The following is a 25945-nucleotide window of genomic DNA, read 5'->3' on the forward strand; positions in this document are numbered from 1 at the left end:
CGCAATCCCGTCAGCGGCCTCAATTGCTCATTGCCGCTCGCCCCAGGGCCCGCAAGAATTGGGAAACCGCCTCGCACGCCCCGCCAGCGGTCTGGACGGGCTGTGCTGTGGTGCGCCCTCACCCGACCTTGCCCGCCTTGCGGGCGCGTATCCGAAGGGAGGACCGTGACCCTCGGATTCGCTCCGCCCACAGCCGCCTCGCTCAGATCGTCGTCCGAGTCCGCCAACCGCCTCGCTCGGGTACTCGAACCGGCCGAGTGGGCCGCGGCGGGGATCCCGCTGCTGCGCAGTCCGCGCGAGGTCGTCGGCGGACTGCACTCGCGCCACGCGCCCACGCCTTCGACGGCGGTCCTCGCGATCCTCGACCACGAGGAACGGATCGCCGCCAGCGCCTCGTTCGTCCGTCGCCCGACTCCGGCGGACGGCTGGGAGTTCCGCAACGCGCTGCTCGCGCATCTGCGGCGGGTCATCCCGCATGACCTCCGCAGACGCACTCCGGTGCGCACGGCGGTGCTGCTGTACTGCCGCGACGGTGACGAGCGCTGGACCGAGGAGGACGGCGCGTGGATGTGGGGGCTCAGGGACGCCTGCACCCTGCACGGCCTCCGCTGCGGTGCGTACATCACGCTGACCCGGGCAGGCTGGCAGGTGCTCGGCGAGGGGCGCGGAGGGCGCCGTCCGAGTTCCGACTCGCTCCCCCTGCCGCTCGGGGAGGGGTCGGCCGAGCTCGGCCGGCTGACGCCGAGAACAGCGAGCGGGGCGACCGAGCCCCTGCGCCGGGCCGCCGCGCGCTGAGGGCCCCCGGAGGACGTCGACCCCCGCCGGACCCGGTTCGGTCCGGCGGAGGGGCGGTCGATCAGACTCCGGCGCCCGCTCCGAGGAGCGTCGTGACGCGCTGCGGGTCGCCGCAGACGACGAGCAGGACTCCGGCGCGGGCCATGGCGGACGGCAGCGCCTCGGCGGCCGTCCGGTCGTCCCCGCCGTTCATGGCGACGATCACCACGGGGCGGGAGGTCGCCCGCTCCACGGCGGCGGCGGGCGCGAAGAACACGTCGTCACCACTGTCCTGCTGGGCCCAGTAGGCGGCCTCGCCGAAGGTCATCTCGTGCGCGGCCCACGGGTGCGGGTCGCCGGTGGTGAGCACCAGGACCTCGCCCGGCGCCCGCCCGCTCTCCAGGAGCAGGTCCAGTGCCTCCTCGGCGGCGTCGAGCGCGCCGTCGGCGGGGGCCGGGATCAGCTGGAGCTGGGGGGTGGATCGCTGATCGGAACGATTCTCCGCGGTGTTCGCCGGAGAGGGCCCGGCACCGGGGTGCGGGCGAGGTGCCGGCGCCGCGGGCCTGGCGGGGCCGGGAACGGGGCGTCCGGGACGCGGTGAGGCCGCGGTACGCGGGCCGGGTACGGGACGGGGGGTCGACGCGGGGCGGCCGGCGGCCGCGGTGGCGCGGGGACCCTGGGCGCTCTCGTGAATCTGAGGCTCCTCGGGGATGAGAGGCATGGGTGGATGTCTATCAAACGCCGCTGCGCGGGGCACCGGCGGGTGGGCACACATGTGCACCCCGGCCGCGCGGAGGACCCGGCCCCTGGGACGGGGCCGCGGTTCCGTGACCGGAAGTTCAGAAGTCGAAGCCGAGTTGGCCCCCGCTCTCCAGCGCGACCGCCTCAGCGGAGAGGCGGACCTTTTTGAGGTGGCGCCACCTGGGCATGGCGTCCAGGTACGACCAGGAGAGACGGTGGTGCGGGGTGGGCCCCAGCTCTTCGAGCGCTGCTTTGTGGACCGGGGAAGGGTAGCCCGCGTTGGCGTCGAAGGCGTATGCCGCGTACTCCTCGGCGTCCACGCACATCTGCGCCATGACGGTGTCGCGCCGGACCTTGGCGATGACGGAGGCGGCGGCCACGGCGATGCAGGACTGGTCGCCCTTGATCACCGTGCGGACCTGCCAGGGGCTGCCGAGGTAGTCGTGCTTGCCGTCGAGGATCACCGCGTCGGGCCGGACGGGCAGACCTTCCAGGGCCCGGACGGCCGCGAGGCGCAGGGCGGCGGTCATCCCGAGCTCGTCTATCTCCTGCGGAGAGGCGTCGCCCAGGGCGTACGCCGTGACCCAGCGCTCCAGCTCCGCGGCGAGCACGGTGCGGCGCTTGGGGGTGAGCAGTTTGGAGTCGGTGAGCCCTTCGGGCGCCCGGCGCAGTCCGGTGACGGCGGCGCACACGGTGACGGGGCCGGCCCACGCCCCGCGTCCGACCTCGTCGACTCCGGCAACGATCTTGGCTCCGGTGGTGGCTCGGAGCGATCGCTCGACGGTGTGGGTGGGTGGTTCATACGGCATGGCGCCTGACAGGTTACGCCGCCCGGCGCCGAGTGCGATACCCGGATTCCCGTCTGGCGCCCGAGGGGCCGGCTCCGAGCTGCCGCGGGCCCGTGCCGTCCGCCCCTCGGAGGCCGCCCGTCCGGGTCAGGCGCGCAGGAGCGGCACCATGATCCGGTCGATCAGATCGGCGATCTCGACATCCGTCCATTCGCTCGCGCACACTTTCGATCGGTACATCATCATCGCGGGGACGACATCGACGACGAGGTCGTTGTTCGCGTCCGCTCGCACCTCACCCCTGGCGATTCCGCGGCGTAGTACCTCACGGAAGAGCCGGGCGGAGGGCTCGACGACCCCCGTCACGATCAGGCCGTGGAACCGTTCGGCGGCCTCCGCATCGCATTCGTGAAGAACTGCTCGCAGCGCGAAGCCGGGCTTGGAGTACATGACGTCGCGGACACGGCGGCACAGCTCGTACAGCTCCTCGCGCACGTCGCCGAGATCCGGCGCTTCGTCGAGGGCGGGAAGACCGGCCTGGAGCGCGTCCGCGACGAGGTCTTCCTTCGAGGGCCACCGGCGGTACACCGCGGCTTTGCCCGTCTGAGCGCCGACCGCGACACCCTCCATCGTCAGGCCGTTCCAGCCGACGCTGCCCAGCTGCTCCAGCGCGGCTTCCAGAATGGCCCGCTCGAGTACGGGGCCGCGACGTCGCAGTGTCACCCTCTCCGGCCGAGTGGCGGCCGCGGAGCGCGAAGTAACCATCAGGATCTCTCCGTTGAGACGGTGTCATGTCGTCGGCGGTGCCGAGTGAACGGTTGCGTTCACTCGGGGGGACTCACTACCGTGATGAACAGTGAACGGGTGCGTTCACTAATTCTTCCGTGGGGGATCCATAGTGACAACTTCTCCGGTCGACACACAGACCAAGGACGGACCAGCTCGCGCCGGAGGACGGCCGGGTATCGCCTTGACGGTCATCGCCGCCTGCCAGCTGATGGTCGTGCTCGACGCCACCATCGTGAACATCGCCCTGCCGCACATCCAGGACGCGCTGTCCTTCTCGACCACCGACCTGTCGTGGGTGCTCAGCGCCTACACGCTCACCTTCGGCGGTCTGCTCCTCCTCGGGGGACGGGCCGGAGACATCCTGGGACGCCGCCGGGTGTTCATGGCCGGCATCCTGCTCTTCACCTTCGCCTCGCTGCTCGGCGGCTTCGCCCAGGAGCCCTGGCACCTGCTCGCCGCGCGGGCGCTGCAGGGCGTCGGCGGTGCCATCGCCTCGCCCACCTCGCTCGCGCTGATCACCACGACCTTCCCCGAAGGGCCGGAACGCAACCGGGCGTTCGGCGTGTTCGCCGCCGTCTCCGCCGGTGGCGGCGCAATCGGCCTGCTGGCCGGCGGCCTGCTCACGGAGTGGCTGGACTGGCGCTGGGTCCTCTTCGTGAACGTGCCGATCGGCCTCCTGATCGCCTTCCTGGCCCCGCGCTACATCGCCGAGTCCGAGCGGCACCCCGGCCGGTTCGACATCGCGGGCGCCGCGACCTCGACTCTCGGCATGGCGGCGCTGGTCTACGGCTTCATCCGGGCGTCCGAGGAGGGGTGGAAGGACTCGCTCACCATCGGGTCCTTCGTGTCGGCGGTCGTCCTGCTCGTCTCCTTCGCGGTGGTGGAGTCCCGCGCGAAGGAACCGATCACCCCGCTCCGCATGTTCGCGGACCGCAACCGCTCGGGCACGTACGTCATCATGCTGAGCCTGGCGGCCGCCATGTTCGGCATGTTCTTCTTCATCGTGCTGTGGGTGCAGAACGTCCTGGGGTACAGCCCGATCCAGTCCGGACTCGCCTTCCTTCCCGTGACCTTCGCGATCGGCGCCGGTGCGGGCCTCGCCCAGCGGTTGCTGCCGGTGATCGGCCCCAAGCCGTTCATGGTGAGCGGTGCGGCGATCACCGGAACGGGTCTGTTCTGGCTGACCTTCATCACCTCGGAGAGCAGTTACGCGAGCGGCGTCCTCGGGCCGATGATCCTCTTCGGCTTCGGCATGGGCCTCAACTTCGTGACGCTCACCCTCACGGCCGTCTCCGGAGTGGCGCAGCACGAGGCGGGGGCCGCGTCTGGCCTGCTCAACGCCACCCAGCAGGTCGGCGGTTCGCTGGGCCTCTCCATCCTCGTCACGATCTTCGGAACGGCGAGCCGCGAGGAGGGCGAGAGGCAGCTGCCGGACTTCCTCGCGAAGGCGACGCCCGAGCAGCAGGCCGAGGCGATGAAGACGAAGGAGCTGCCCGCGCCCTGGGGCCACGAGGTGCTGACCTCCGGCATCTCCTCGGCCTTCACCGCCGCCGTCGTCATGGTGCTGATCGCGCTGGTGACGGCCGTGCTGGTGATCAGGGTCCGCAAGAGCGACCTGGAGGCGCTCAGCGGCCGGGCGGAGGCCGCGGGTCCGGTGGCGTGACGACGCGACCGGTGAGCTGACGACGCACCGACGGCCCTGGAACCTCGCGCGCGAGGTTCCAGGGCCGTCGTGCCGTCTCAGCTCAGGCCGTGTGGACCGAAGCCCACTCCGGCAGGTCCTCGGTCTGGCGCAGCCACTCCGCCGGCGGCGCGCCGGTGGTCGCCGCGGCCACCACGCCGCCGGCGATGGCGCAGGTCGTGTCGACGTCGCCACCGACCTGGGCGGTCGTCCAGAACACCCGCTCGAAGTCACCGAGACCGCGGGCGGCCGACCAGAGCGCGAAGGGAACCGTGTCGTGCGCGCTGGTGCGCCGGCCGCTGCCCAGGACGGCGGCGACCGTTCCGGCGTCGCCGTAGTCGAGCATGTCGCGCGCCCGGCGCAGGCCCGCGCCGACGGCGCTGCGGGGCACCAGGGCGACGACCCCGTCGAGCAGCGCCTCCGGTGTGGGCGGTCCGGCCGGGTCCGCGGCCAGGGCTGCCGCCGCGGCGACGGCCATGGCGCCCACCACGGCCTCACGGTGCTGGTGGGTCGTGTAGGCGGAGATCTCGGCCTGATGCGTCGCCTGCTCCGGGTCGTCCGCGTACCAGGCGCCGAGGGGCGCGATCCGCATTGCTGCGCCGTTGCCCCAGGAGCCCTGCCCCTGGAAGAGCGCGGCGGCCAGCTCCCGCCAGTCGCCGCCCTCCCGGATCAGCCGGAGCATGCGGTTGACCGCGGGTCCGTAGCCCCGGTCGAAGTCGTGGTGCCGGGCGAACGACATGGCCAGGGCGTCCTGGTCGATCCGTTCGTGGCGGGCGAGGACGGCCAGGACGGAGCAGGCCATCTCGGTGTCGTCGGTCCACTGCCAGGGGCCGTCGGGCAGCTCGCGCCGCTTCAGCAGGGGATAGTTGGCGGGTACGAAGAACTGGGAGCCCAGGGCGTCTCCCACGGACAGCCCGCGCAGGCTGGCCAGGGCGCGGTCGAAGCGCCGGTCGAATGAGGAGTCAGCGGTCATCGGTCTGCCACTCTATCCGGTGGGGCCGTACGGTTCCGGGGTGCGCCAGCGTTCGAACGGCCTGTCCAGACGGTATCGCCCGTCCGCGTCGAGCGTGAGGATGCGGGTCTCGGCGTTGCCGGGGTTCGACAGCGACTCGAAGTCCGCGACGGTCCAGTGGAACCAGCGCATGCAGAACAGCCGCATGGTCAGCCCGTGGGTGACGATCAGGACGTTCGGCGGGTGGTCGGGCGCCTCGAAGCTGCGGTAGAGGCTCTCCAGGAAGGCGCCGACCCGGTCGTAGACGTCCGCCCCCGACTCGCCCTGGGCGAAGCGGTAGAAGAAGTGCCCGTACGCGTCCCGGTAGGCCTTCTGCAGACGTACGTCCTCCCGCTCCTGCCAGTTGCCCCAGTCCTGCTCCCGGAGCCGGGGCTCCTCCCGGACCCGGACCTGCTCCGGGGGCAGCCGGAAGGCCCGGAGCGTCTCGTGGGTGCGCCGGTAGGGCGAGACGTAGACGCTGACCGCCTCGTCCCCGAAGAGTTCCCGCAGCCGCTCCCCCGTCTCCTCCGCCTGTCGCCATCCGGTCTCCGTGAGCCGCAGGGCGTGATCGGGCTCCCGTTCGTACACCGTGTCATCGACATTGCCCTCGGACTCTCCGTGCCGTACGAGGACGATGCGCCGCGGTCGTGCCATACCCCGACCCTAGATCGCCGCTCCCGGGCAGGCTCAACCGAGGAGGCGTCCGGAGTCCATCCGGCGTATGTGCCCGGTGAAGCGGTGGCGCAGCGCGCGGTCGTGCGAGACGACGACCAGGGCTCCCGTCCACTGCTCCAGGGCCTGCTCCAGCTCCTCCACGAGCCCGGGGGCCAGGTGGTTGGCCGGCTCGTCGAGCAGGAGCAGGTCGGCGGGCCGTGCCAGGAGTCGGGCGAGGGCCAGCCGGCGGAGCTGGCCGGCGGAGAGGGCGCCGACCGGTACGTCGAGGTCGCCCGCCCGGAACAGTCCGTACGAGAGGAGCAGTTCCGCCCGCTCGTCCTCGGCGAGGGCGAGGCCTCGGCCGAAGCAGGTCAGCAGCCGCTCGTCCGGACGGCGGACGGCGATCTCCTGGGCCAGGTATCCGACGCGTCCGGCGCGGTGGACGACTCCCGCGTCGGGGTCGTCCGCCCCCGCCATGACCCGCAGCAGTGTCGACTTGCCCGCGCCGTTGTCGCCGTGGACCAGCAGCCGCTGCCCGGCACGGACGGTGAGGGCGTCCACGCGGAGGCGGTCCGCGACCCGCACTCCGGTCAGGGTGACGAGTGCTCCCTCCGCTCCGTCCGTCCGGGGGCGCGCGGAGAAGGAGAGCGGTGCGGGCGGCGGGGGAACGGGCTCCTCGCGGAGGCGTCTCAGCCTCTCCCGGGCGTTGCGGACCCGGCCCGAGACGGAGGCCTGGACTCTTCCCGCCGCCCGGTCGAAGGCCATCTTGTTGTTGTCCCTCATCTCCCTCCCCGGTGCGACTCCGTGGGCCGTGGTCGTGGCGTACGCCTCCAGCCGCGCCGTCTCCTCGCACCATTCCTCGTAGTCCTGCTCCCACCGCCGCCGCGCGGCAGCCCGCGCCGTGCGGTAGCCGGCGTATCCGTCCCCGTACCGTGCGAGCGCACGCCGGTCGGCGTCGACCTCGACGATCGCGGTGGTGACCCGCTCCAGGAAGGTCCGGTCGTGGGAGACGGCCACGACCGTCCCGCGGTGCGCCACGAGGGCCTGTTCCAGCCAGACGAGCCCGTGCGCGTCGAGGTGGTTGGTGGGTTCGTCGAGCAGGAGCACCTCCGGCCCCGCGGCGACCGCGCAGGCGATGCCGAGCCGGGCCAGCTCGCCGCCGGAGAGGCTGCCGAGAGTCCGCTCACGGCCGGTCCCCGCGAGGCCGAGTCCGTACAGCGCCTTGTCGACCCGGGCGTCCGCCTCGTAGCCGCCTCTCACTTCGTAGGCGGTGAGGAGCTCGCCGTACGCGTCGAGCTCGGTCGCGTCAGCCGCGTCGAGCCGGCTTTCGAGTTCCCGCAGCCGCCGCTCCACGGCGCGGAGCTCGGCGAGGGCGGCGTCGATGGCGTCGCCGACGGTGGAGCCGGCCGGCAGCTCGGGGGTCTGGGCCAGCATGCGCAGACCGCCGTCGGCGACGGTGACGACGCCGCCCTCGTCCGGCTGGTCCACCCCGGCGAGGAGCCGGAGAAGGGTCGACTTCCCCGCGCCGTTCTCCCCGACGATCCCGATCCGCTCCCCGGGGCGCACAGAGAGCGAGACCTGGTCGAGGAGCAGTCGGTCGCCACGGGAGACGACGACGTCGTGCAGGGAGATCTGAGTGGGCAACGGCGCCTCCTACGGTCGAGAGTCAAATGCAACCTGGATCGCATTAAGGCGAGTGTGGCACACTCGATCACCTAACGCAACGGGAGTAGCAATTGAACGACTCGATCGAGGACCGCCCGACCCCGGCGCCGGGCAGCATGCGCCCCGGCGGCCGTACGGCCCGCACCCGGGCGGCCGTCCGCGACGCCGTCCTGACCGGCCTGTCCGAGCACGGCTACCCCGCACTGACCGTGGAGTACGTGGCGGAGCACTCGGGAGTCCACAAGACGACGCTCTACCGACGCTGGGGCAGCGTCGAGGGCCTCCTGGCGGACGCGCTGGAGCTGGCGAACGAGGACTCCTGGACACCGCCGGACACCGGCACCCTCGCCGGGGATCTGCACGCACTCGCGCACGAGGTCGTCGACGCGTTCGGCGATCCGGACGTCGCGGCGGCCCCCACGGCGTTCGTCGGGGCCGCGTTCCAGTCCCCGCGGGCGGCGCAGGCCCTGCACGCCTTCTACACCGAGCGGTTCCGCCGCTGCGAGGTCGTCGTCGGCCGGGCCGTCGACCGCGGCGAGGCACCTCGCGAGACCGACGCGGGCGCCGTCGTCCGGGCGGTCTCCGCGCCCCTGTTCCTGCGGCTCTTCGTCACCCGCGAACCGATCGACGGCGCGCTCGCGGACCAGGCGGCGCGCACGGTTCTGGCCGGCGTCGAAGCCGGCGCCTACGCGCCCGCGTAACCCCTGTTCCCCCGTGCTTCCGGCACCCCGCGGTCACCCGGCCGCGCCCGTGGAAAGGTGCCCAGCACGGCCCCACGACGACAGGGGCGGACAAGCGCGGGGCCGTGCGAGCCGGGCTCGCGCAGAGCCCGGTCCCGTTCAGACCGTCCAGGCCGGTTCGAGCTGCACCACGTCCCCGGCCAGCGCCGCCACATCGGCGTCGGTCCTCGCCCGGAGCCCGAGCCGCTCGATCCGCTCCACCCGGTACTTCCCGTGCTCCGCGGCGGACTGCCACATCGACAACACCAGGAACTCGCTGCCGGGCGCCTCGCCGAACAGCCCCCGCAGCATCCCGGGAGACCCCGCCATCGCCGGGTTCCACACCTTCTCCTGCATCAGCGCGAAGTGCTCGGCGCGGTCCTCGTGGACCCGGCAGTGCGCGACCCTGGCCACGTCCGCGTCGGCGAACCGCGGCTCGAACCCGGTCTTCACGTCGAAGCGGTGGTCGAACAGCTTGACCTGGCTGTCCTTGAAGGTGCCCGCCTGCGTCGCCGCCAGGCGATCGTGCGAGCGCGCCATGAAGGAGTCGTAGAAGGCGCGGCTCTCCCAGAACCCGAAGACATGGGCGACGTCCGGCCGAGATCGGCTCCAACCGCCGCCCTGCCCCCGGAACCCCGGCTCACCGAGCAGCCCCGCCCATTTCCGCTGCCCCCGCTCGAACCCTCGACGGTCCGTGACGGTGCAGCGAATCCACTTGACCAGCACCGCGCCATCGTACGGCGCGGACGACCGCCCCGGCAGGCCTCGTCAGCCTCCCACGGGGCGCACTCGCCGCCGATCGGCGCGCGTCCTCCTGCCCCGCTCGCCCGCACGTTTGAATCGAGCCATTGATGCATCGAGATCCGGCTCCACATCGCTGCACGAACCATTCGCCTCCTCGACCCCCGGGCTCTCTGTCGGAGCACCGTGACACCATGAGCAACCCGTCGGCGACCACGGGCAGATGAAGGGGTCGGCGGGACGACGCGAGGCGTGCGCGGGGGCGTGCGCGGAGAGGGGAAGCACCATGAGCGGACTCAACAAAGGGGTGGGCCGCGTCGAGGTGACGCTCAAGTGGGACCCTGCCCCGAGCGGCGCACCGGCCCACGACCTGGACATCGTCGCCGGTGTCTTCGACGCGGAGGACACCCACGGGACGCCGGTGCAGCTGGTGCACTTCGGGAGCCGCTCCCCCGACGGCACGATCACCCTCCACCGGGACAGCCGCACGGGTCAGGGATTCGGCTACGACGAGGCCATGACCCTGGAACTCGACCGGCTGGCACCGCGGTACACGCGCGTGGTGGTGGGCGTGGCGATACAGCAGGGCGGCGGGCGGCGGTCCTTCGGCGACGTGGCGAACACGGGCGTACGGGTCCGCGAGGGCTACACGGACCTGCTGCTCCATGACTTCGCGGACGTACCGGACGCCCTCTCGGCGACGGTCGTGGAGTTCACCAGAGAGGGCCCCGACGGCTGGACGTACCGCCCGATCAGCCACGGCTTCGACGCCGATCCCCAGGCGTTCGGCGCGGTCCTCGGCTCCGCACGCCCCTGAGGTCGGGACCTCCCCGGTCGGAACCTCCCCGGTCCGGGTACGGCGAAGGGGACCGGCACGAGACCGGTCCCCTTCACTGGTCAGCTGGACGATGTCAGCTGCAGCCGCTGGTCGAGCCGCAGCCCTCGCAGATGTAGCAGGAGCCGGCGCGCTGCATCTTCGTCCCGCAGGAGAAGCAGAGCGGGGCGTCGGCGCTGATGCCGAGTTGCATCTCGACGAGCTCGGCCGAGGTGTGCGCCTGCTTCGGGGCCGGGACCTCGATCTTCGGGGCCGGGGCCGCGACGGCCTTCAGCTCCTGGGCGCGGGGGGCCGACTGGGCCAGGGCCTCGACGTCGACGTCCTCGGCCTGCTCGTACGAGCCGGTGTCGAGGTGGCGCTGACGCTCCTCGGCGGAGTGGATGCCGAGGGCGGAGCGGGTCTCGAAGGGCAGGAAGTCGAGCGCCAGGCGGCGGAAGATGTAGTCGACGATCGACTGCGCCATCCGCACGTCCGGGTCGTCCGTCATGCCGGCCGGCTCGAAGCGCATGTTGGTGAACTTCGAGACGTAGGTCTCCAGCGGAACGCCGTACTGGAGGCCGACGGAGACGGCGATGGAGAAGGCGTCCATCATGCCCGCGAGCGTCGAGCCCTGCTTGGACATCTTGAGGAAGACCTCGCCGAGACCGTCGTCCGGGTAGGAGTTGGCGGTCATGTAGCCCTCGGCGCCACCGACGGTGAAGGAGGTGGTGATCCCCGGGCGGCCCTTGGGCAGACGCTTGCGGACTGGACGGTACTCGACGACCTTCTCGACGGCCTCGCGGATCGTCGCCTCGGTCTTCGCGGTGACCTCTTCCTTCTCCTCCTCCTTCTTCTTGGCGGAGAGGGGCTGGCCGACCTTGCAGTTGTCGCGGTAGATGGCGAGCGCCTTGACGCCCATCTTCCAGGCCTCGAAGTAGACCTCCTCGACGTCCTCGACCGTGGCCGTCTCCGGCAGGTTCACGGTCTTGGAGAGGGCGCCCGAGATCCACGGCTGGATGGCGGCCATCATGCGGACGTGGCCCATCGCGGAGATGGAGCGCTCGCCCATGGCGCAGTCGAAGACCTCGTAGTGCTCGGTCTTGAGGCCGGGGGCGTCGATCACGTTGCCGTGCTCGGCGATGTGGGCGACGATCGCCTCGATCTGCTCCTCCTGGTAGCCCAGGCGGCGCAGGGCCTGCGGGACGGTGCCGTTGACGATCTGCATCGAGCCGCCGCCGACGAGCTTCTTGAACTTGACCAGGGCGAGGTCGGGCTCGAGGCCGGTGGTGTCGCAGGACATCGCGAGACCGATGGTGCCGGTCGGGGCGATGACCGACGCCTGGGCGTTGCGGAAGCCGTTCTTGGCGCCGAGGCGGATCACGTCCTGCCAGGCCTCCGTGGCCGCGGCCCAGATCGGCGAGTCCAGGTCGTCCATGCGGACGGCCTTGGTGTTCTCGTCGGCGTGCTGCTGCATGACGCGCTGGTGCGGCTCGGCGTTGAGGGCGTAGCCGTCGTACGCGCCGACGACCGCGGCGAGCTCGGCGGAGCGCTTGTACGAGGTGCCGGTCATCAGGGAGGTGATGGCACCGGCGAGGGCGCGGCCGCCGTCGGAGTCGTAGGCGTGACCGGTCGCCATCAGCAGGGCGCCGAGGTTGGCGTAGCCGATGCCGAGCTGGCGGTAGGCGCGGGTGTTCTCGCCGATCTTCTCGGTGGGGAAGTCGGCGAAGCAGATGGAGATGTCCATCGCGGTGATGACGAGCTCGACGACCTTGGCGAAGCGCTCGACCTCGAAGGACTGGTTGCCCTTGTCGTCGTCCTTGAGGAACTTCATCAGGTTCAGCGAGGCGAGGTTGCAGGACGTGTTGTCCAGGTGCATGTACTCGCTGCACGGGTTCGAGCCGTTGATGCGGCCGGACTCGGGGCAGGTGTGCCAGTGGTTGATCGTGTCGTCGTACTGGATGCCCGGGTCGGCGCAGGCCCACGCGGCCTCGGCCATCTTGCGGAAGAGCGACTTGGCGTCGACCTCCTCGATGACCTCGCCGGTCATCCGGGAGGTGAGGCCGAACTTCCCGCCGGACTCGACGGCCTTCATGAACGTGTCGTTCACGCGGACGGAGTTGTTGGCGTTCTGGTACTGGACGGACGTGATGTCGTCGCCGCCCAGGTCCATGTCGAAGCCCGCGTCGCGCAGCGCGCGGATCTTCTCCTCCTCCTTGACCTTGGTCTCGATGAAGTCCTCGATGTCGGGGTGGTCGACGTCGAGGATGACCATCTTGGCCGCGCGGCGGGTCGCGCCGCCCGACTTGATCGTTCCGGCGGAGGCGTCGGCGCCGCGCATGAACGAGACCGGGCCGGAGGCGTTGCCGCCGGAGGAGAGCAGCTCCTTGGAGGAGCGGATGCGGGAGAGGTTCAGGCCGGCGCCGGAGCCGCCCTTGAAGATCATGCCCTCTTCCTTGTACCAGTCGAGGATGGACTCCATGGAGTCGTCGACGGCGAGGATGAAGCAGGCGGAGACCTGCTGGGGCTGGGGCGTGCCGACGTTGAACCAGACCGGCGAGTTGAAGCTGAAGATCTGGTGCAGGAGGGCGTAGGCCAGCTCGTGCTCGAAGATCTCGGCGTCGGCGGGCGAGGAGAAGTAGCCGTAGTCCTCGCCGGCCTTCGTGTACGTCTTCACGATCCGGTCGATGAGCTGCTTGAGACCGGTCTCGCGCTGCGGGGTGCCGACGGCCCCGCGGAAGTACTTGCTGGTGACGATGTTGACCGCGTTCACCGACCAGAAGTCGGGGAACTCGACGCCACGCTGCTCGAAGTTGATCGAGCCGTCGCGCCAGTTGGTCATGACGACGTCACGACGCTCCCACGCCACCTCGTCGTACGGGTGCACGCCGGGGGTGGTGTGGATGCGCTCGATGCGCAGTCCCTTGCTCGTGGCCTTCGTCCCCTTGGAACGAGAACCACGTGCCGGACCGCTCGCCGTCTCTGTCATGCCGCCTCCCATATACGGGCAAAACACACTTTGGCGCCCAGATAATCCCAGGGCACCGTCTTCTGTACGTCGTTCTGTACTGCTGCCACGAGCGTCACGGGGTCGCTCGGGGCACGTCTGCGGGGCCGCTCGACGCGGCCGGTCGCCGGGCACGGGGCCCGGACCGCCGGTCAGTCGGCGGCGGTGGCGGGAACGGGGACCTCGGGGGTCGCACCGGTCCCGCTGTTCTCGACGGAGGGCCGCACGCGGAGTTCCGCGATGGCGGCCTCGAAGTCTTCGAGGCTGTCGAAAGCCTTGTACACGGACGCGAAGCGCAGGTAGGCGACGAGGTCGAGCTCCTGCAACGGGCCGAGGATGGCCAGACCCACGTCGTGGGTGGTCAGCTCGGCGCTCCCGGTGGCGCGCACCGCCTCCTCGACCCGCTGGCCGAGCTTGGCGAGGGCGTCCTCGGTGACCGGTCGCCCCTGGCACGCCTTGCGCACGCCGGAGATGACCTTGGTACGACTGAAGGGCTCGGTGACACCGGACCGCTTCACCACCATGAGCGAGCACGTCTCCACCGTCGTGAAACGACGGGAGCAGTCGGGGCACTGGCGACGACGCCGGATCGACGTCCCGTCGTCGGTGGTGCGACTGTCGACGACTCGGCTGTCGGGGTGCCTGCAGAAGGGGCAGTGCATGGTTCCGACCCTCCCTCACGGCACGACTGGTGAACCCCGCACGGCTGTCAAGGCCGTTCGAAGCGACCACCAGCATAGGCGATGCGGGCACCCCCGGCAGACGGGGGACCACTACCCCTGGGTGGCCGGTGCCATCCAACCACTAGATCTTGGGTTGTAGGCGATTCGGGGCCTTCCGCGTGTCGCGGGGCGCCCGCTCCCGCGATTCGGCCCCTCCGGGTGCGACACTGAAAGGGCGCACCGCGCGCGGCGACAGCCGCGAACGCTACCGCAACGCCGCTCCGGGACGGTCGCGCATGAGTGCCCATACACCCGCATGCGTACACGCGTAAGGCAATCTGCGAATTTTCACTCGAACGTGTGTTTGGCGCAACCTTTCGAAAGCCACTACCGTTGTGCCAGCCAGGGAGACCATTCGAGAGGGGCCGACGACGTGACCACCACCGCAGACAGTGCCACCATCACCGCCCAGGACCGCTCCCAGGGCCGACTCGAGCCGGTGCACGCCATGAACGACGCAAGCATGAACGGCGAGGACCCCGGGCGCCCCGCCCGCGCCCTCCCCGGGCGACCTCCAGGCATCCGGGCCGACAGCTCCGGCCTCACGGACCGGCAGCGCAGGGTCATCGAAGTCATCCGCGACTCGGTCCAGCGGCGCGGCTACCCGCCGTCGATGCGCGAGATCGGCCAGGCCGTCGGCCTGTCCAGCACGTCCTCCGTGGCGCACCAGCTCATGGCGCTCGAGCGCAAGGGCTTCCTCCGCCGGGACCCGCACCGTCCCCGCGCGTACGAGGTACGCGGCTCCGACCAGCCGAGCACCCAGCCGACGGACACCACGGGCAAGCCCGCCGCGTCCTACGTGCCGCTGGTCGGCCGGATCGCGGCCGGTGGCCCGATCCTGGCCGAGGAGTCGGTCGAGGACGTCTTCCCCCTCCCCCGGCAGCTCGTCGGTGACGGCGAGCTCTTCGTCCTCAAGGTCGTCGGCGACTCCATGATCGAGGCCGCCATCTGTGACGGGGACTGGGTCACCGTCCGCCGCCAGCCGGTCGCGGAGAACGGCGACATCGTCGCGGCCATGCTGGACGGCGAGGCCACGGTCAAGCGATTCAAGCGCGAGGACGGCCACGTCTGGCTGCTCCCGCACAACGCGGCGTACCAGCCGATCCCCGGCGACGAGGCGACCATCCTCGGCAAGGTGGTGGCGGTGCTCCGGCGGGTCTGACGACCTCGCCGGCTCTGACCGGGCCCCGGGACCCACTGCGCCGGTCCCGGGGCCCTGCCGTGTCCTGTCCGAGCCCCGGTGCGCCGGGGCTCGGACAGGGTGGGCCTCAGGCCTCCGCCGCCTTCGACGCGGCGTCGATGGCCGCCAGCGACTTCCGCACCTGGTTGCGGTCGGTCGTGTACCAGAAGTCGGGCAGCGAGGCCTTCAGATAGCTGCCGTACCGGGCCGTGGCCAGCCGCGGATCGAGAACCGCCACGACACCCCGGTCCCCCGTCGCCCGGACGAGACGGCCGGCGCCCTGCGCCATGAGCAGGGCGGCGTGGGTCGCCGCGACCGCCATGAAACCGTTGCCCCCGGCCTCCTCCACGGCCTTCTGCCGGGCGCTCATCAGCGGGTCGTCCGGGCGCGGGAACGGGATCTTGTCCATGACGACCAGCTGACAGCTGGCCCCCGGGACGTCCACGCCCTGCCAGAGCGACAGCGTGCCGAACAGACAGGTCTTCGGATCGGCGGCGAAGTTCTTGATCAACTCGCCCAGGGTGTCCTCTCCCTGGAGCAGGATCGGCAGCTCGGGGACGCGGACCCGCAGCTCCTCCGCCGCCTGCTGGGCCGCCCGCATCGAGGAGAACAGGCCGAGGGTGCGCCCGCCGGCCGACTGCATCAGCTCGGTCAGCTCGTCCAGCATGTCGCCCCGGTCGCCATCCCGCGCGGGGCGGGACAGGTGCTTGGCGACGTAGAGGATGCCCTGCCGGGGATAGTCGAACGGGGAGCCGACGTCGATGCCCTTCCAGACGGGCAGGTCGTCGCCCGTGGTGCCCTCCGGGGCGAGACCCAGGGACGCGCCCACGCCGTTGAAGTCGCCACCCAGTTTGAGCGTCGCAGAGGCCAGGACCACCGACCGCTCCGTGAACAGCTTCTCCCTCAGAAGGCCCGACACGGTGAGCGGCGCGACCCGCACCGACGCGCCGAAGCGGTCGTGGCGCTCGTACCAGACGACGTCGTACTCCGAGCCGTGCGTGATGCGCTCCGCCACACCGTGGACGGTCTCCACCGAGGCCATGGCCTGCCGGCGCACGGCGTCCTCGTCCTGGACCGACCGGTCCCGGGTGGAACCCAGGGCGGTGATCACCGCGCGGGCTGCGTCCCGGAGCGCCATCAGGGCGTACGCGAGGTCCTCCGGGATCTCCTCCAGGCGCCCCGGCAGGGCCAGCTCCATGACCCGCTCGAAGCCCTCGGCGGCGGTCTGCAGCTGGTCGGCGATCTTCTCGTCGACCAGCTTCGCGGACCGGCGCACCGCACGGTTGACCTGCCCCGGGGTGAGCTCGCCGGTGGCGACCCCGGTGACCCGGGAGACGAGCTCGTGGGCCTCGTCGACGATCAGCACCTCGTGCTGCGGGAGCACCGGGGCGCCCTCGATGGCGTCGATCGCGAGGAGGGCGTGGTTGGTGACGACCACGTCGGCGAGCTTGGCCCGCTCGCGGGCCGACTCGGCGAAGCACTCCGGGCCGTACGCGCACTTGGTGGCCCCGAGGCATTCCCGGGAGGAGACCGAGACCTGCGCCCAGGCCTTGTCGGAGACGCCGGGCGTCAGGTCGTCCCGGTCGCCGGTCTCCGTCTCGTCCGACCAGTCCCGGAGGCGCATCAGGTCCTGGCCCAGCTTGCTGGTGGGCGCGGCCGCCTCGAACGGGTCGAAGAGCCCGTCCTCCTCGTCCTGCGGGACTCCTTCGTGGAGCCGGTGCAGGCAGAGGTAGTTCGACCGGCCCTTGAGCATGGCGAACTGGGGGCGGCGGCGCAGCTGCGGATGGAGCGCGTCGACCGTGCGCGGAAGGTCGCGCTCGACGAGCTGGCGCTGGAGCGCCAGGGTGGCCGTGGCCACCACCACCCGCTCGCCCTGGGCCAGTGCCGGCACCAGGTAGCCGAGCGACTTTCCGGTGCCGGTACCGGCCTGGACGAGGAGGTGGGAATTGTCGTCGATGGCCTCGGCCACGGCCTCGGCCATGGTGACCTGGCCGGGCCGCTCCGTGCCGCCGACGGCGGTCACGGCGGCGTGGAGGAGCTCGGGGAGGGATGGCTTCGTCATAGCCCCTCCACCCTACGGGGCACCACTGACAGCCCGGGCACGCGCGCGCGTCACGCGAGCGGGTTGGGAACGGTCCCGTGGACGGCCGCGTGGGGCCGCTCCGGGCGGTCGCGGTAGCCGTCCAGGTGCAGACGGTTGCGGTTGAGGCAGAGTCGCTCGATTCGGGGCGTGAGGAGGTCGAAGAGCTCGAACCGTTCCTTCAGCTCAGGGAAGCGCGCCTGGTGGCGGAGGATCTCGGCGCGGACCAGGGCCCAGAATTCCTCCTCCGGGACGTCGAGTTGCTCCTCGCAGAGCGGCGCGAGGTAGCGGAAGACGCCGACGAAGAGCCCCGAATGGATGAACTGGACGAGGAAGTCGGGCTCCTCGGTGAGGAGGACGGCGCGCACGTCGTCGGGCAGGGTGTCGTGCTCGGGGAGCGGGTGGGCGCTGATGTTCACGTCGTCGACGAAGTCCTTGATCGCCAGACGTACCGGGACGTCCTCCCCGTCGTAGACCACGATGGCGTTCTCGCCGTGTGGGGAGAAGACGGTGCCGTAGCGGTAGAGGAAGTGCAGCAGCGGGGGGAGCAGCGCGGCGAGGAGGCGCTGGAGCCAGACGGCCGGCGCGAGTCCGGAGCGCTCGACGAGTTCGGCGGCGAAGGCCCGCCCGTCGGGGTCCGTGTGCAGCAGGGAGGCGAGGGTGCGGGCCCGCTCGCCCGGCGGCAGGCGCAGCGGCTCGCGCCAGATCGCGCCGAGGAGTTCCTTGTACTGGTACGGGACTTCGGGCAGCCGGTCGTACAGCGGGTGCTCGACGGTGACGGAGGCGACCTCGCCGAGGAGGACCACCCCGCACTCGTCCCGGAGGTACGGATCGGCGTCGCGGAGGCCGTGGACCCAGGCGGTGACGGCCGGGGCGGCGAGCGTGCGCTCGGTCGGCAGGCCCCGCCAGACCAGGGTGTTGAGCACGGACAGCGGGAGTTTGACGGTGTGCCGCTCGGGACGGCTGATGTTGAGGAAGGTGCGCACCGACTGCTGCGGCAGGCGGAGGTCGGCGTCCGCGGACAGCGGGACGACGGTTCCGGCGGCGACGGCGGGGGCGTAGAGGGGGAGCAGGATCTCGTCCCACTGCCAGGGGTGGACGGGGAGCAGGAGGTAGCCGTCGGGTTCGTGTCCGCGGGCGGTCAGTTCGGCGCGGAAGGCGGCGTGGACCTCGGGGTCGAGTTCCTGGGCGTAGAGGCGGTCGGGGGTGCCGAGTCCGGCCACGCCCCGGTAGGCGGCGAGGCGGTTGCTGACGGCGATCCACGGGAGCCGGGTGGCACTGCGGGCCTCGGGGGTCCAGCGGGCGGCGTCGGTGGCGGAGAAGCCGATGCGGCCCTTGTTGAGGACGAGCCAGGGGTGACCGGTCTGGTGCCCTTCGAGCTCCGCGTACGAGAGGTCGGCGAGCCGGGCGGCGGGCAGGGCGGTGTGGTCGAGGCGGGCGTCGGCGGCGAGGGTCGCGGAGAGTTCGCGGATGAGGTGCCCGAGGGTGGCGCCGTCGAGCTGGAGGAGGTGGCGGGCGCGCACCAGGAAGTCGAGGGCGTCGGTCATGGGCCGGCCGTCGTGGGTGATCGAGTCGGCGGCGACGTACCAGCTGCCGTAGGCGCCTCGGCGGGCGCGGAAGGCGAGGGTGGTGCCGTCGTCGAGCCGCAGGGTGTGCAGGCCCGGGTCGTCCGCCACCGGTACGGGTTCGACGATCTCCTCGTAGGCGAACTCGGCGAGGGCCTTGGCGAGGAGCCGGGAGGAGGCCCGGGTCCAGGCGGCGGCGGTCAGCTCGGGCGGGGCGAGCAGGTCCGGGGGCGCGGGAAGTGCGCGCAGGTCCGTCGGCGGCGCGGGTGGGGCGGAGGGGTGGGGAACGGCGCGGGAAGTGCCGGGGACGGCCTCGGAGGGGCTGGGCGGTGCGGAAGGGGCGGGAACGGCCCCGGAAGGGTTGGGCGGTGCGGAGGGGCGGGGTTGTGCGGAGTCGTGGGGTGCAGGGGACGTCGACACGAGGACTCCTCGGAGTGGGAACCGCTGTGGGTCGGGCGGTGTATAGAAGGCAGAGGGTTGTTCACAGAACGTGACGGAGGGCGCGGTCACGGATCATGAGCGCCGCTCGTTTGTCGGGGAGGTCGACTTCCGCCGCGAAGCGGAAGCCGCCGGTGAGGAACGCGGAGACGGAGGGGGTGTTGCGGATGTCGGGTTCGGCGACGACGCGGGTGCAGCGGGGACGGTGGTCGAGGACGAGATCGGCGACGGCGCGCAGCAGGGTGCTGCCGACGCCGCGGCCGCGGTCGCCGACGCCTCCGACCAGCAGATGGATACCCGTGTCGTGGGGACGCGCCGGGTAGTGCCTTGCGAGCGGGTCGAGGTCCGCCCGGTAGATCTCGAAGTAGCTCATGGGCGTGGCGTCGAGCACTCCGAGGCAGGGGACGCTGCGGCCGTCGCCTTCGAGTTGGGCGCGAATGTGCTCGGCGGTCACGCCCTCGGGTCCGGCGAGTTCCCAGAAGGCGGAGACGGCCGGGTCGTTCATCCACCGGGTGATGAGCGGCAGGTCGCGTGCGAGCAGTACGGGGACGAGTTGGAAGACGCCGGCGGACGTGGGGGCGGGGTTCCATGAGGCGACGGAGTCCAGCAGGTCGCCGTCGAGGATCTCGGCGTCCATGTGGCCGCCTTCGAGGAGGGTGACGAGTTCGTCGAGCCTCAGGTCGAGGGTGTCGTCACCTGGTGGGTCGGCCGGTGGGCGGGTGGGTGACACGGTGTCGCGCTCCTCTCGGCGGTGGGCGGTCGGGCGTGTGCTGGCCGTGGGTGGGCCGGGGCGACTCCTTCCGGGCCCGCCGGTGACGGCCCGCGTCGTCCGGTGCCGTGCGTCGCGGGGCGGAGGGGCTCTCGGGTACGGGAGGTACTCGTGGCCCCGACGGCGCGGCGAGGTGCGGTGTCGGGCGGCGCGGGTCGGCGGGAACGGAGGGCGACGGGCTAGGGACGGAGGGGGTTGGTGACGGTGACGTAGACGGACTGGGTGTCGACGGGTCCGACGAGTTCGTCGAGTCCGTGGAGGCGGGTGAGGAGGTTGGCCTTGCTGCGGAGGGTGGCAGCCTCAAGGAGGCGGTGCGGCAGGGGGGAGCCGAGGCTGGTCGCGGAGGTGAGGAAGCTGCGGAAGGCGGCGAGGAGCACGCGCTCGTCGGCGAGGTGCTGGGCGCCGAAAGCGCCGATCAGACCCAGGACGTTGTTGATGCCGAGGTAGTAGGCGAAGCGCTCGTCGGTGACCTGGTCGGAGACGAAGGTGTCGCTCTCGGCTCCGATGCCGGGGAGGCGGCTCTCCAGCTCGCCGCGGTGGGACTCGCGGAAGTAGTAGCCCTGGTTGTCGCGGTAGCGGCCGCCGACCGGCCAGCCTTCGGGGTCGAGGATCACCAGGGTGTTCTGCTGGTGGGCCTCCAGGGCGATGCCGGCGTGGCCGTCGAGCCAGAGGACGGGGCGGATGACCTGGTCGAGGTAGCGGAGGAACCATTCGGTGGCGACGGCCGTGGTGGGGCGGCCGGTGCGGGTGACGAGGCGGCTGATGACGTCGGCGAGCCGGGAGCGCATGGCGCCGGTGCCCGGCCAGGGCCGGGGGGCGGTGAGGGAGGCGATGCAGACGGCGTCGTCGCCGGGGCCGAAGGGGTTGTGCCGGATCATCAGGTCGAGGCCCGGGACGGGGGCGCCGTCCGGGGTGTCGACGGCGAGCCACGCGGGGTCGCGGACGATGTCGAAGCCCGGATGGGCGGCCTGCCATTCGTCGACCAGGCCGGTGCGGAGCAGTCGGTGGACCTCGACGCCGCGGTGGAGTTCCTTGCGGAGGTTCTCGCGGCGCGAGTTGGTGATGCGGAGGCCGAGGGAGAGCTTGAGCATGGCGCGGGCGCCGGGGCGGTGCACGGTGCGGACGGAGGAGGTGGGGTGCCACGGGCTGCCGTGGAGACCGAGGTCGTGGAGGAGTCCGGCGTCGACGAGGGCGCGGATGTCGGGGCGGTGCAGGAGTTCCCGGGCCTGCCAGGGGTGTACGGGCAGGGGCGCGGTCCCGGCGGGGAGCGGGAGTCCTTCGGCGAGGCCGATGGCGAGCTGCTCGGCGGTGACGGGGCGGCCTTGCTCGGTCCAGCCGGAGTCGGAGGCGAGGAGGGAGGAGTCGACGGCGAGCCAGTGGAGGGGGAAGGAGCCGTGCAGTTCGGGTGAGTAGAGCCGGGCCTCTGCGTCGGAGAGGCCTTCGCGGCTCTTGGGCGTGGGGTGGAGGGGGTGGCCGAGGAGCAGGGCCTGTTCGGCGGCGAGGAAGAGGTCGGCGTCCGGGTGCGGCTGCGGCGAGCGGCGGCGCTCGGCGAGGAAGTCGGCGGTGCGGCGGGCCGAGTCGGCGACCCTGCCGACGAGTTCGGTGCCCTCGGGGCGGCCGGTCTCGCGGCTGAGCAGGGCGGCCACGGTCACGGCGTCCACGGTGGGTGCCGTGGCGGGGAGGCCTTCGAGGGCGGGAGCGCCGAAGCGGTGCCAGCCGGTGGGCGACCAGTAGCGGACGGGGACGAGGAGGGCGGTGCCGCTGGCGTCGAGCGGGATGCGGAGGGTGGTGGATCCGGGGGCCGGGAGGTTCTTCTCACGGACCCAGCAGCGGAGGAGGTTCTCGACGGCGGCCGCGTCGGCGGCGCGTTGCGGGTCCGGGTCGTCCAGGAGGTCGGCGCCGGCCGGGTGGTGGCGGCCCGGGGCCGGAGCGGGCTCCGGGTCCACGGCGACGGCCGAGCGGTGCGGTTGGGTGTCCGCGGCGTTCAGCGGATCGGGACCCGCGGAGGTTCGGTGCGGACGGGGGTCGTACGGGCCGACGTGCTGGCGCGGGACCGTGGGGTCGCCGGGGCGGACAGTGGCGGGTGCGGACGCGGCATCACCCGGGTGGCCATGGGCGTGGGCCGCGGTGCCGGGGGCCGGCGTACCGGGCAGGCCACCGGCGCGCGGACCTGCGGCGCCAGGGAGGTCGTCGCGCGAACCCGCGATGCCAGAGGTCGGCGTGCGGGAGAGGCCGCTGCTCGAACCCGCGGTGCCGGGGAGACCGGCACTCAGATCCGCGGTGCCCGGGAGGCCGGCTGCGGGGCTGGTGCCGGGGGCCGCGGTGACCGGCAGCCCGGTACCGGGGAAGCCGTCGGGTCCCGCGGCACCCGAGCCCGCTGCACCCGTACCCGCGGCGCCCGGACCCGCCGTGACGGGGGCCGCTGCGCCGGGGGCCGAGGCACCGAGGGCCGCTGCGCCGGGGGCCGAGGTGCTGGGGGCCGCCGTGCCGGCGTCCGTAGCGGCGCCGGGGATCGCGCTACCGGGTTCCGTCGTGGCGGTGGGGGACTCCGTGGGTAGGGCCGGGGGGTGGGGTGCCGTGGAGGTGAGGATCTGGGAGGTGAGGCGGTCGACGGCGAGGGGGACAGCGGTCTCGGGCGCTGGGGAGGGGGGTGTGGCGTTCACGGGGCTTCCTTGGGGGGCGGGGGCTGGGACGGCCCGGTCAGTGGGAGGGCCCGGGGGCGGTACGGGGAGCCGGAGGCCGGCGAGCGGCGGGCGGCTGGGGGGTGTGGGCCCGTTCGGCGGCGGCCAGGGCGTCGGCGAAGCGGTCCAGGACGGCGGTGGCCTGCTCGTCGGTGAGGGTGAGCGGCGGCAGGAGCCGGACCACGGCGGAGTGGCGGCCGCCGAGTTCGACGATGAGGCCCCGGGCGAGGCACTCCTGCTGGACGGCGAGGGCCAGGGCGGGGGCGGCGGGCGGGACGGTGTCCTCGGGTCCCGCGGCGTCGGGGTCGACGAGTTCGACGCCGATCATGAGGCCCCGGCCGCGGACGTCGCCGATGCAGGGGTGGTCGGCGGCGAGGCCGCGGAGCTGCCCGAGGATCCGGGCGCCGAGGACGCCGGCGCGCTCCGCGAGCTTGTTCTCGCGGACGTACGCCAGGGTGGCGGTGCCCGCGGCCATGGCGAGCTGGTTGCCGCGGAAGGTGCCCGCGTGGGCGCCGGGCTCCCAGGCGTCGAGTTCGGAGCGGTAGACGATGACGGCGAGGGGGAGGGAGCCGCCGATGGCCTTGGAGAGGACCATCACGTCGGGCACGACGCCGCTGTGTTCGACGGCCCAGAAGGCGCCGGTGCGGCCCACGCCGGTCTGGACCTCGTCGACGACGAGGGGGATGGACCGGTCGGCGGTGATGCGGCGCATGCGGCGCATCCAGTCGTCGGGCGCCGGGATGACGCCGCCCTCGCCCTGGACGGCTTCGAGGATCATTCCGGCGGGGGTGGTGACTCCGCTCTTGGGGTCGTCGAGGAGGTTCTCGGTCCAGCGGGCGGCGAGTTGGGCGCCTCGGGCGCCGCCGACGCCGTAGGGGCAGCGGTAGGAGTGCGGGTAGGGCAGCCTCGTGACGCGGATGTCGGTCGCGCCGCCGGAGGCGTCGAGGGCGCCGGAGGTCATGCCGTGGTAGGCGCCGGTGAAGGCGAGGAGTCCGCTGCGGCCGGTGGCGGTGCGGACCAGTTTGAGGGCCGCCTCCACGGCGTCCGTTCCGGCCGGTCCGCAGAACTGGATGCGGGCGTTGTCGGCGAGTTCGCCCGGCAGGGTGGCGAACAGTTCGGAGGTGAAGGCGTCCTTGACGGGGGTGGCGAGGTCGAGGACGTGGAGCGGGGCCCCGGAGTCGAGGACCTTCTTGACGGCCTCCAGGACCACGGGGTGGTTGTGGCCGAGGGCGAGCGTCCCGGCGCCCGACAGGCAGTCCAGGTAGCGGCGGCCGTCGGCGCCCTCGATGGTCAGTCCCCTGGCCCGTACGGGGACGATGGGGAGGGAGCGCGCGTACGTACGGGCCGACGACTCCCGCAGGGACTGGCGGCGCAGGATGCCCTCGTAGCCGGCACCGCCGGGTTCCGAGGCGCCCCGGGCGGGGGGCTTCCGGTCGGCCGGGCCCGGGGCCCGGGGGGTGCGCCCCGTCGGGACGCACGTCCTCGGGGCGGCCTCGTCGGGCGCGCCGGGGACCGGCCCGTCGGACGTCCGGTTCTGCGTCCCCCCGGCCGGTGGGACGGCCGGAGCTGATTCGGTCACGGCCACGGCTCGCTGTCCTCCCGCTGTAACAGTTGCGTTGCACATCGGGACGTCGCGGAGCCGCCGCAAGGGCTGCCCCGAACGCCACCGTTGTGTCCCCCGTACGTACCAACGACGGGAACTGCCCGGGATCACGGGCCCGAGGCAAGAACTTGGCGTGTCCCGGATCACGGGACGACAACGACGGAACGACGACCGGAACCGGCGACCGGCCGCGTACCGTCCCCTCCGGCACCGGCATAGTGGGGGCCGTCGGCCGTCGCCCGTACGGGCAGGGCCGCTGTCCATGCACCAGTTGACGTAGTCCCAGGGGGATCACGAGATGCGATCGATTCGTCCGCTGCTGACGGCGGCATCCGCCGTCGCGGCGCTGACGCTCACCGTTACGGCCTGCGGACCGAGCGAGGACAACGCGGGAGACAAGCCCAGTGCGCCCGCGACCGCCCAGAGCCCGGCCGACAAGATCAAGATTCCGGCGGACCTGAAGGAGCGCCTGAAGGAGCACGGGATCGACGTCGACAGGTGGCGGGACGGCGAGTGGAAGAACTGGGACCGCGACAAGTGGCTGCGTGAGGCCAAGGACTTCGTCAACCCGATCATCGAGGGCCTCTGGGACCCGGACCGCATGCGGGACGCCGAGCGCCCCGACAAGCCGGTCGAGGAGGAGGACATCTCGGGCGACGAGGGCGTGACGGACCCGACGCCGGCCGTCGTGCGGGCGAGGGCCGTGGACGCGAAGTACCACGCCAACGCGCCGGAGTCCGGCAAGGTCTTCTTCGACGGCCCCGAGGGCTCGATGGTCTGCTCGGCCACGGTCGTGCAGGACCCGGCGCACCCCGGCAAGTCCAACATGGTGTGGACGGCCGGCCACTGCGTGCACAAGGGCAAGAAGGGCGGCTGGTACCGCAACATCGCCTTCGTCCCCTCGTACAACGACTCGGCGCTGTCGACCTCCGCTCTCGAGCAGGCGACGCGGGAGCAGATCGCGCCGTACGGCGTGTGGTGGGCGGACTGGGTCAAGACCTCCGACGAGTGGATCGCCGAGGGCGCGTCCACCGGTGGCGCGGGGGCTCCGTACGACTTCGCGGTCATCAAGGTGACCCCGGAGAAGGGCGGCACGGGCAAGTCGCTCGAGGAGACCGTCGGTTCGGCGCTTCCGGTCGAGTTCAACGCGCCCGCGGTGCCGAAGATCGCGAGCATGACGGCGACCGGCTACCCGGCGGCGGCGCCGTACGACGGCCAGCGGATGTTCCAGTGCGCGGACAAGCCGGGCCGGCTGTCCCTGAAGGCGGAGCAGCCGACGATGTACCGCATCGGCTGCTCGATGACCGGTGGTTCGTCCGGTGGCGGCTGGGTCGCCAAGGGTGCCGACGGCAAGCCGGCGCTGGTGTCGAACACCTCGATCGGCCCGTCGTCGGCCGGTTGGCTCGCGGGTCCGCGTCTGGGCGCCGAGGCCAAGAGCATCTTCGAGGACGTCAGTAAGAAGTACGCCGGGCAGTAGGCGCCCGACGGGAGGGGGCGGGGCCTGGGCTCCGCCTCCCCCATGACCGCCCACATCGCCCGCGCCGCC

At 72.2% G+C, this 25945-nt stretch carries 20 protein-coding genes; 6 read left to right on the plus strand and 14 right to left on the minus strand.

Translation table 11 applies throughout. The features are described from left to right. Window positions 1-165: 165 nt before the first annotated feature. Window positions 166-795 carry a hypothetical protein gene (locus ACY0MR_RS10045; RefSeq protein WP_473560373.1) on the plus strand — a complete coding sequence of 210 codons (630 nt, stop codon included), beginning with the start codon at window positions 166-168 and terminating at the stop codon, window positions 793-795. Between the two features lie 61 nt (window positions 796-856). On the opposite strand, the gene ACY0MR_RS10050 is transcribed toward ACY0MR_RS10045, so the two are convergent. The 3 genes from ACY0MR_RS10050 to ACY0MR_RS10060 form a co-directional block, all read right to left on the minus strand. Further along, window positions 857-1495 carry a hypothetical protein gene (locus ACY0MR_RS10050; RefSeq protein WP_388806839.1) on the minus strand — a complete coding sequence of 213 codons (639 nt, stop codon included), beginning with the start codon at window positions 1493-1495 and terminating at the stop codon, window positions 857-859. A 118-nt stretch (window positions 1496-1613) separates the two neighbouring features. After that, window positions 1614-2324 (minus strand): ribonuclease HII, encoded by a 711-nt coding sequence (locus ACY0MR_RS10055; protein WP_392865094.1) that lies wholly within the window; start codon window positions 2322-2324, stop codon window positions 1614-1616. A gap of 126 nt (window positions 2325-2450) precedes the next feature. Then, window positions 2451-3068: a TetR/AcrR family transcriptional regulator gene (locus ACY0MR_RS10060; RefSeq protein ID WP_473560376.1), complete on the minus strand. Its 618-nt coding sequence runs from the start codon at window positions 3066-3068 to the stop codon at window positions 2451-2453. 133 nt (window positions 3069-3201) lie between these two features. On the opposite strand from ACY0MR_RS10060, the gene ACY0MR_RS10065 reads away from it, so the two are divergent. Continuing rightward, entirely contained in the window at window positions 3202-4755 is a 1554-nt protein-coding gene (locus tag ACY0MR_RS10065) for an MFS transporter (protein WP_473560378.1), read from the plus strand. A gap of 82 nt (window positions 4756-4837) precedes the next feature. On the opposite strand, the gene ACY0MR_RS10070 is transcribed toward ACY0MR_RS10065, so the two are convergent. The 3 genes from ACY0MR_RS10070 to ACY0MR_RS10080 are packed head-to-tail and all read right to left on the minus strand — an operon-like array spanning window position 4838 to window position 8062. Next, window positions 4838-5746: an ADP-ribosylglycohydrolase family protein gene (locus ACY0MR_RS10070; protein ID WP_388806847.1), complete on the minus strand. Its 909-nt coding sequence runs from the start codon at window positions 5744-5746 to the stop codon at window positions 4838-4840. A 12-nt stretch (window positions 5747-5758) separates the two neighbouring features. After that, window positions 5759-6418 carry a histidine phosphatase family protein gene (locus tag ACY0MR_RS10075; protein WP_473560380.1) on the minus strand — a complete coding sequence of 220 codons (660 nt, stop codon included), beginning with the start codon at window positions 6416-6418 and terminating at the stop codon, window positions 5759-5761. A 33-nt stretch (window positions 6419-6451) separates the two neighbouring features. Then, a complete protein-coding gene (locus ACY0MR_RS10080; RefSeq protein ID WP_473560382.1) occupies window positions 6452-8062 on the minus strand; it encodes an ABC-F family ATP-binding cassette domain-containing protein in 1611 nt (536 codons plus the stop codon). A 137-nt stretch (window positions 8063-8199) separates the two neighbouring features. Between ACY0MR_RS10080 and ACY0MR_RS10085 the strand changes: the two genes are divergently transcribed. Beyond that, complete coding sequence (locus ACY0MR_RS10085; protein ID WP_473561754.1) at window positions 8200-8784, plus strand: TetR/AcrR family transcriptional regulator; 585 nt, start codon at window positions 8200-8202, stop codon at window positions 8782-8784. Between the two features lie 138 nt (window positions 8785-8922). Here the strand turns inward: ACY0MR_RS10085 and ACY0MR_RS10090 are convergent, their stop codons facing one another. Then, on the minus strand, window positions 8923-9528 hold the full coding sequence (locus tag ACY0MR_RS10090; protein WP_361846441.1) for a YdbC family protein: 606 nt from the start codon (window positions 9526-9528) through the stop codon (window positions 8923-8925). A gap of 301 nt (window positions 9529-9829) precedes the next feature. On the opposite strand from ACY0MR_RS10090, the gene ACY0MR_RS10095 reads away from it, so the two are divergent. Further along, window positions 9830-10360 carry a TerD family protein gene (locus ACY0MR_RS10095; RefSeq protein WP_388806850.1) on the plus strand — a complete coding sequence of 177 codons (531 nt, stop codon included), beginning with the start codon at window positions 9830-9832 and terminating at the stop codon, window positions 10358-10360. Window positions 10361-10454: 94 nt separating this feature from the next. Here the strand turns inward: ACY0MR_RS10095 and ACY0MR_RS10100 are convergent, their stop codons facing one another. Together ACY0MR_RS10100 and nrdR are read right to left on the minus strand one after the other, a co-directional pair. Continuing rightward, entirely contained in the window at window positions 10455-13343 is a 2889-nt protein-coding gene (locus ACY0MR_RS10100; RefSeq protein ID WP_473560385.1) for a vitamin B12-dependent ribonucleotide reductase, read from the minus strand. Window positions 13344-13513: 170 nt separating this feature from the next. Further along, complete coding sequence (gene nrdR / locus ACY0MR_RS10105) at window positions 13514-14023, minus strand: transcriptional regulator NrdR (RefSeq protein WP_473560387.1); 510 nt, start codon at window positions 14021-14023, stop codon at window positions 13514-13516. Between the two features lie 433 nt (window positions 14024-14456). Between nrdR and lexA the strand changes: the two genes are divergently transcribed. Further along, window positions 14457-15245, plus strand: coding sequence for a transcriptional repressor LexA (gene lexA, locus ACY0MR_RS10110; protein WP_361846449.1), 789 nt, complete (start codon window positions 14457-14459; stop codon window positions 15243-15245). 106 nt (window positions 15246-15351) lie between these two features. On the opposite strand, the gene ACY0MR_RS10115 is transcribed toward lexA, so the two are convergent. The 5 genes from ACY0MR_RS10115 to ACY0MR_RS10135 all read right to left on the minus strand — a co-directional run bounded on the left by ACY0MR_RS10115 (window position 15352) and on the right by ACY0MR_RS10135 (window position 24381). Next, complete coding sequence (locus tag ACY0MR_RS10115; protein WP_388806854.1) at window positions 15352-17325, minus strand: ATP-dependent DNA helicase; 1974 nt, start codon at window positions 17323-17325, stop codon at window positions 15352-15354. A gap of 50 nt (window positions 17326-17375) precedes the next feature. Next, on the minus strand, window positions 17376-19157 hold the full coding sequence (locus tag ACY0MR_RS10120) for an IucA/IucC family protein (RefSeq protein WP_473561756.1): 1782 nt from the start codon (window positions 19155-19157) through the stop codon (window positions 17376-17378). A 232-nt stretch (window positions 19158-19389) separates the two neighbouring features. Then, complete coding sequence (locus tag ACY0MR_RS10125; RefSeq protein ID WP_388806856.1) at window positions 19390-20076, minus strand: GNAT family N-acetyltransferase; 687 nt, start codon at window positions 20074-20076, stop codon at window positions 19390-19392. A gap of 218 nt (window positions 20077-20294) precedes the next feature. Further along, window positions 20295-22268, minus strand: coding sequence for an IucA/IucC family protein (locus ACY0MR_RS10130; RefSeq protein ID WP_473561758.1), 1974 nt, complete (start codon window positions 22266-22268; stop codon window positions 20295-20297). A 547-nt stretch (window positions 22269-22815) separates the two neighbouring features. After that, on the minus strand, window positions 22816-24381 hold the full coding sequence (locus ACY0MR_RS10135; protein WP_473560390.1) for a diaminobutyrate--2-oxoglutarate transaminase family protein: 1566 nt from the start codon (window positions 24379-24381) through the stop codon (window positions 22816-22818). Window positions 24382-24697: 316 nt separating this feature from the next. Between ACY0MR_RS10135 and ACY0MR_RS10140 the strand changes: the two genes are divergently transcribed. Next, window positions 24698-25876: a trypsin-like serine peptidase gene (locus ACY0MR_RS10140; RefSeq protein WP_361846454.1), complete on the plus strand. Its 1179-nt coding sequence runs from the start codon at window positions 24698-24700 to the stop codon at window positions 25874-25876. Window positions 25877-25945: the final 69 nt, after the last annotated feature.

Source organism: Streptomyces sp. JN8 (assembly GCF_055808075.1).

Coding starts and splice junctions, on each gene's coding strand:
- ACY0MR_RS10050 (WP_388806839.1), bottom strand. CDS start 1,495: ATGCCTCTCATCCCCGAGGAGCCTCAGATTCACGAGAGCGCCCAGGGT.
- ACY0MR_RS10055 (WP_392865094.1), bottom strand. CDS start 2,324: ATGCCGTATGAACCACCCACCCACACCGTCGAGCGATCGCTCCGAGCC.
- ACY0MR_RS10060 (WP_473560376.1), bottom strand. CDS start 3,068: ATGGTTACTTCGCGCTCCGCGGCCGCCACTCGGCCGGAGAGGGTGACA.
- ACY0MR_RS10070 (WP_388806847.1), bottom strand. CDS start 5,746: ATGACCGCTGACTCCTCATTCGACCGGCGCTTCGACCGCGCCCTGGCC.
- ACY0MR_RS10075 (WP_473560380.1), bottom strand. CDS start 6,418: ATGGCACGACCGCGGCGCATCGTCCTCGTACGGCACGGAGAGTCCGAG.
- ACY0MR_RS10085 (WP_473561754.1), top strand. CDS start 8,200: ATGCGCCCCGGCGGCCGTACGGCCCGCACCCGGGCGGCCGTCCGCGAC.
- ACY0MR_RS10095 (WP_388806850.1), top strand. CDS start 9,830: ATGAGCGGACTCAACAAAGGGGTGGGCCGCGTCGAGGTGACGCTCAAG.
- ACY0MR_RS10100 (WP_473560385.1), bottom strand. CDS start 13,343: ATGACAGAGACGGCGAGCGGTCCGGCACGTGGTTCTCGTTCCAAGGGG.
- nrdR (WP_473560387.1), bottom strand. CDS start 14,023: ATGCACTGCCCCTTCTGCAGGCACCCCGACAGCCGAGTCGTCGACAGT.
- ACY0MR_RS10115 (WP_388806854.1), bottom strand. CDS start 17,325: ATGACGAAGCCATCCCTCCCCGAGCTCCTCCACGCCGCCGTGACCGCC.
- ACY0MR_RS10140 (WP_361846454.1), top strand. CDS start 24,698: ATGCGATCGATTCGTCCGCTGCTGACGGCGGCATCCGCCGTCGCGGCG.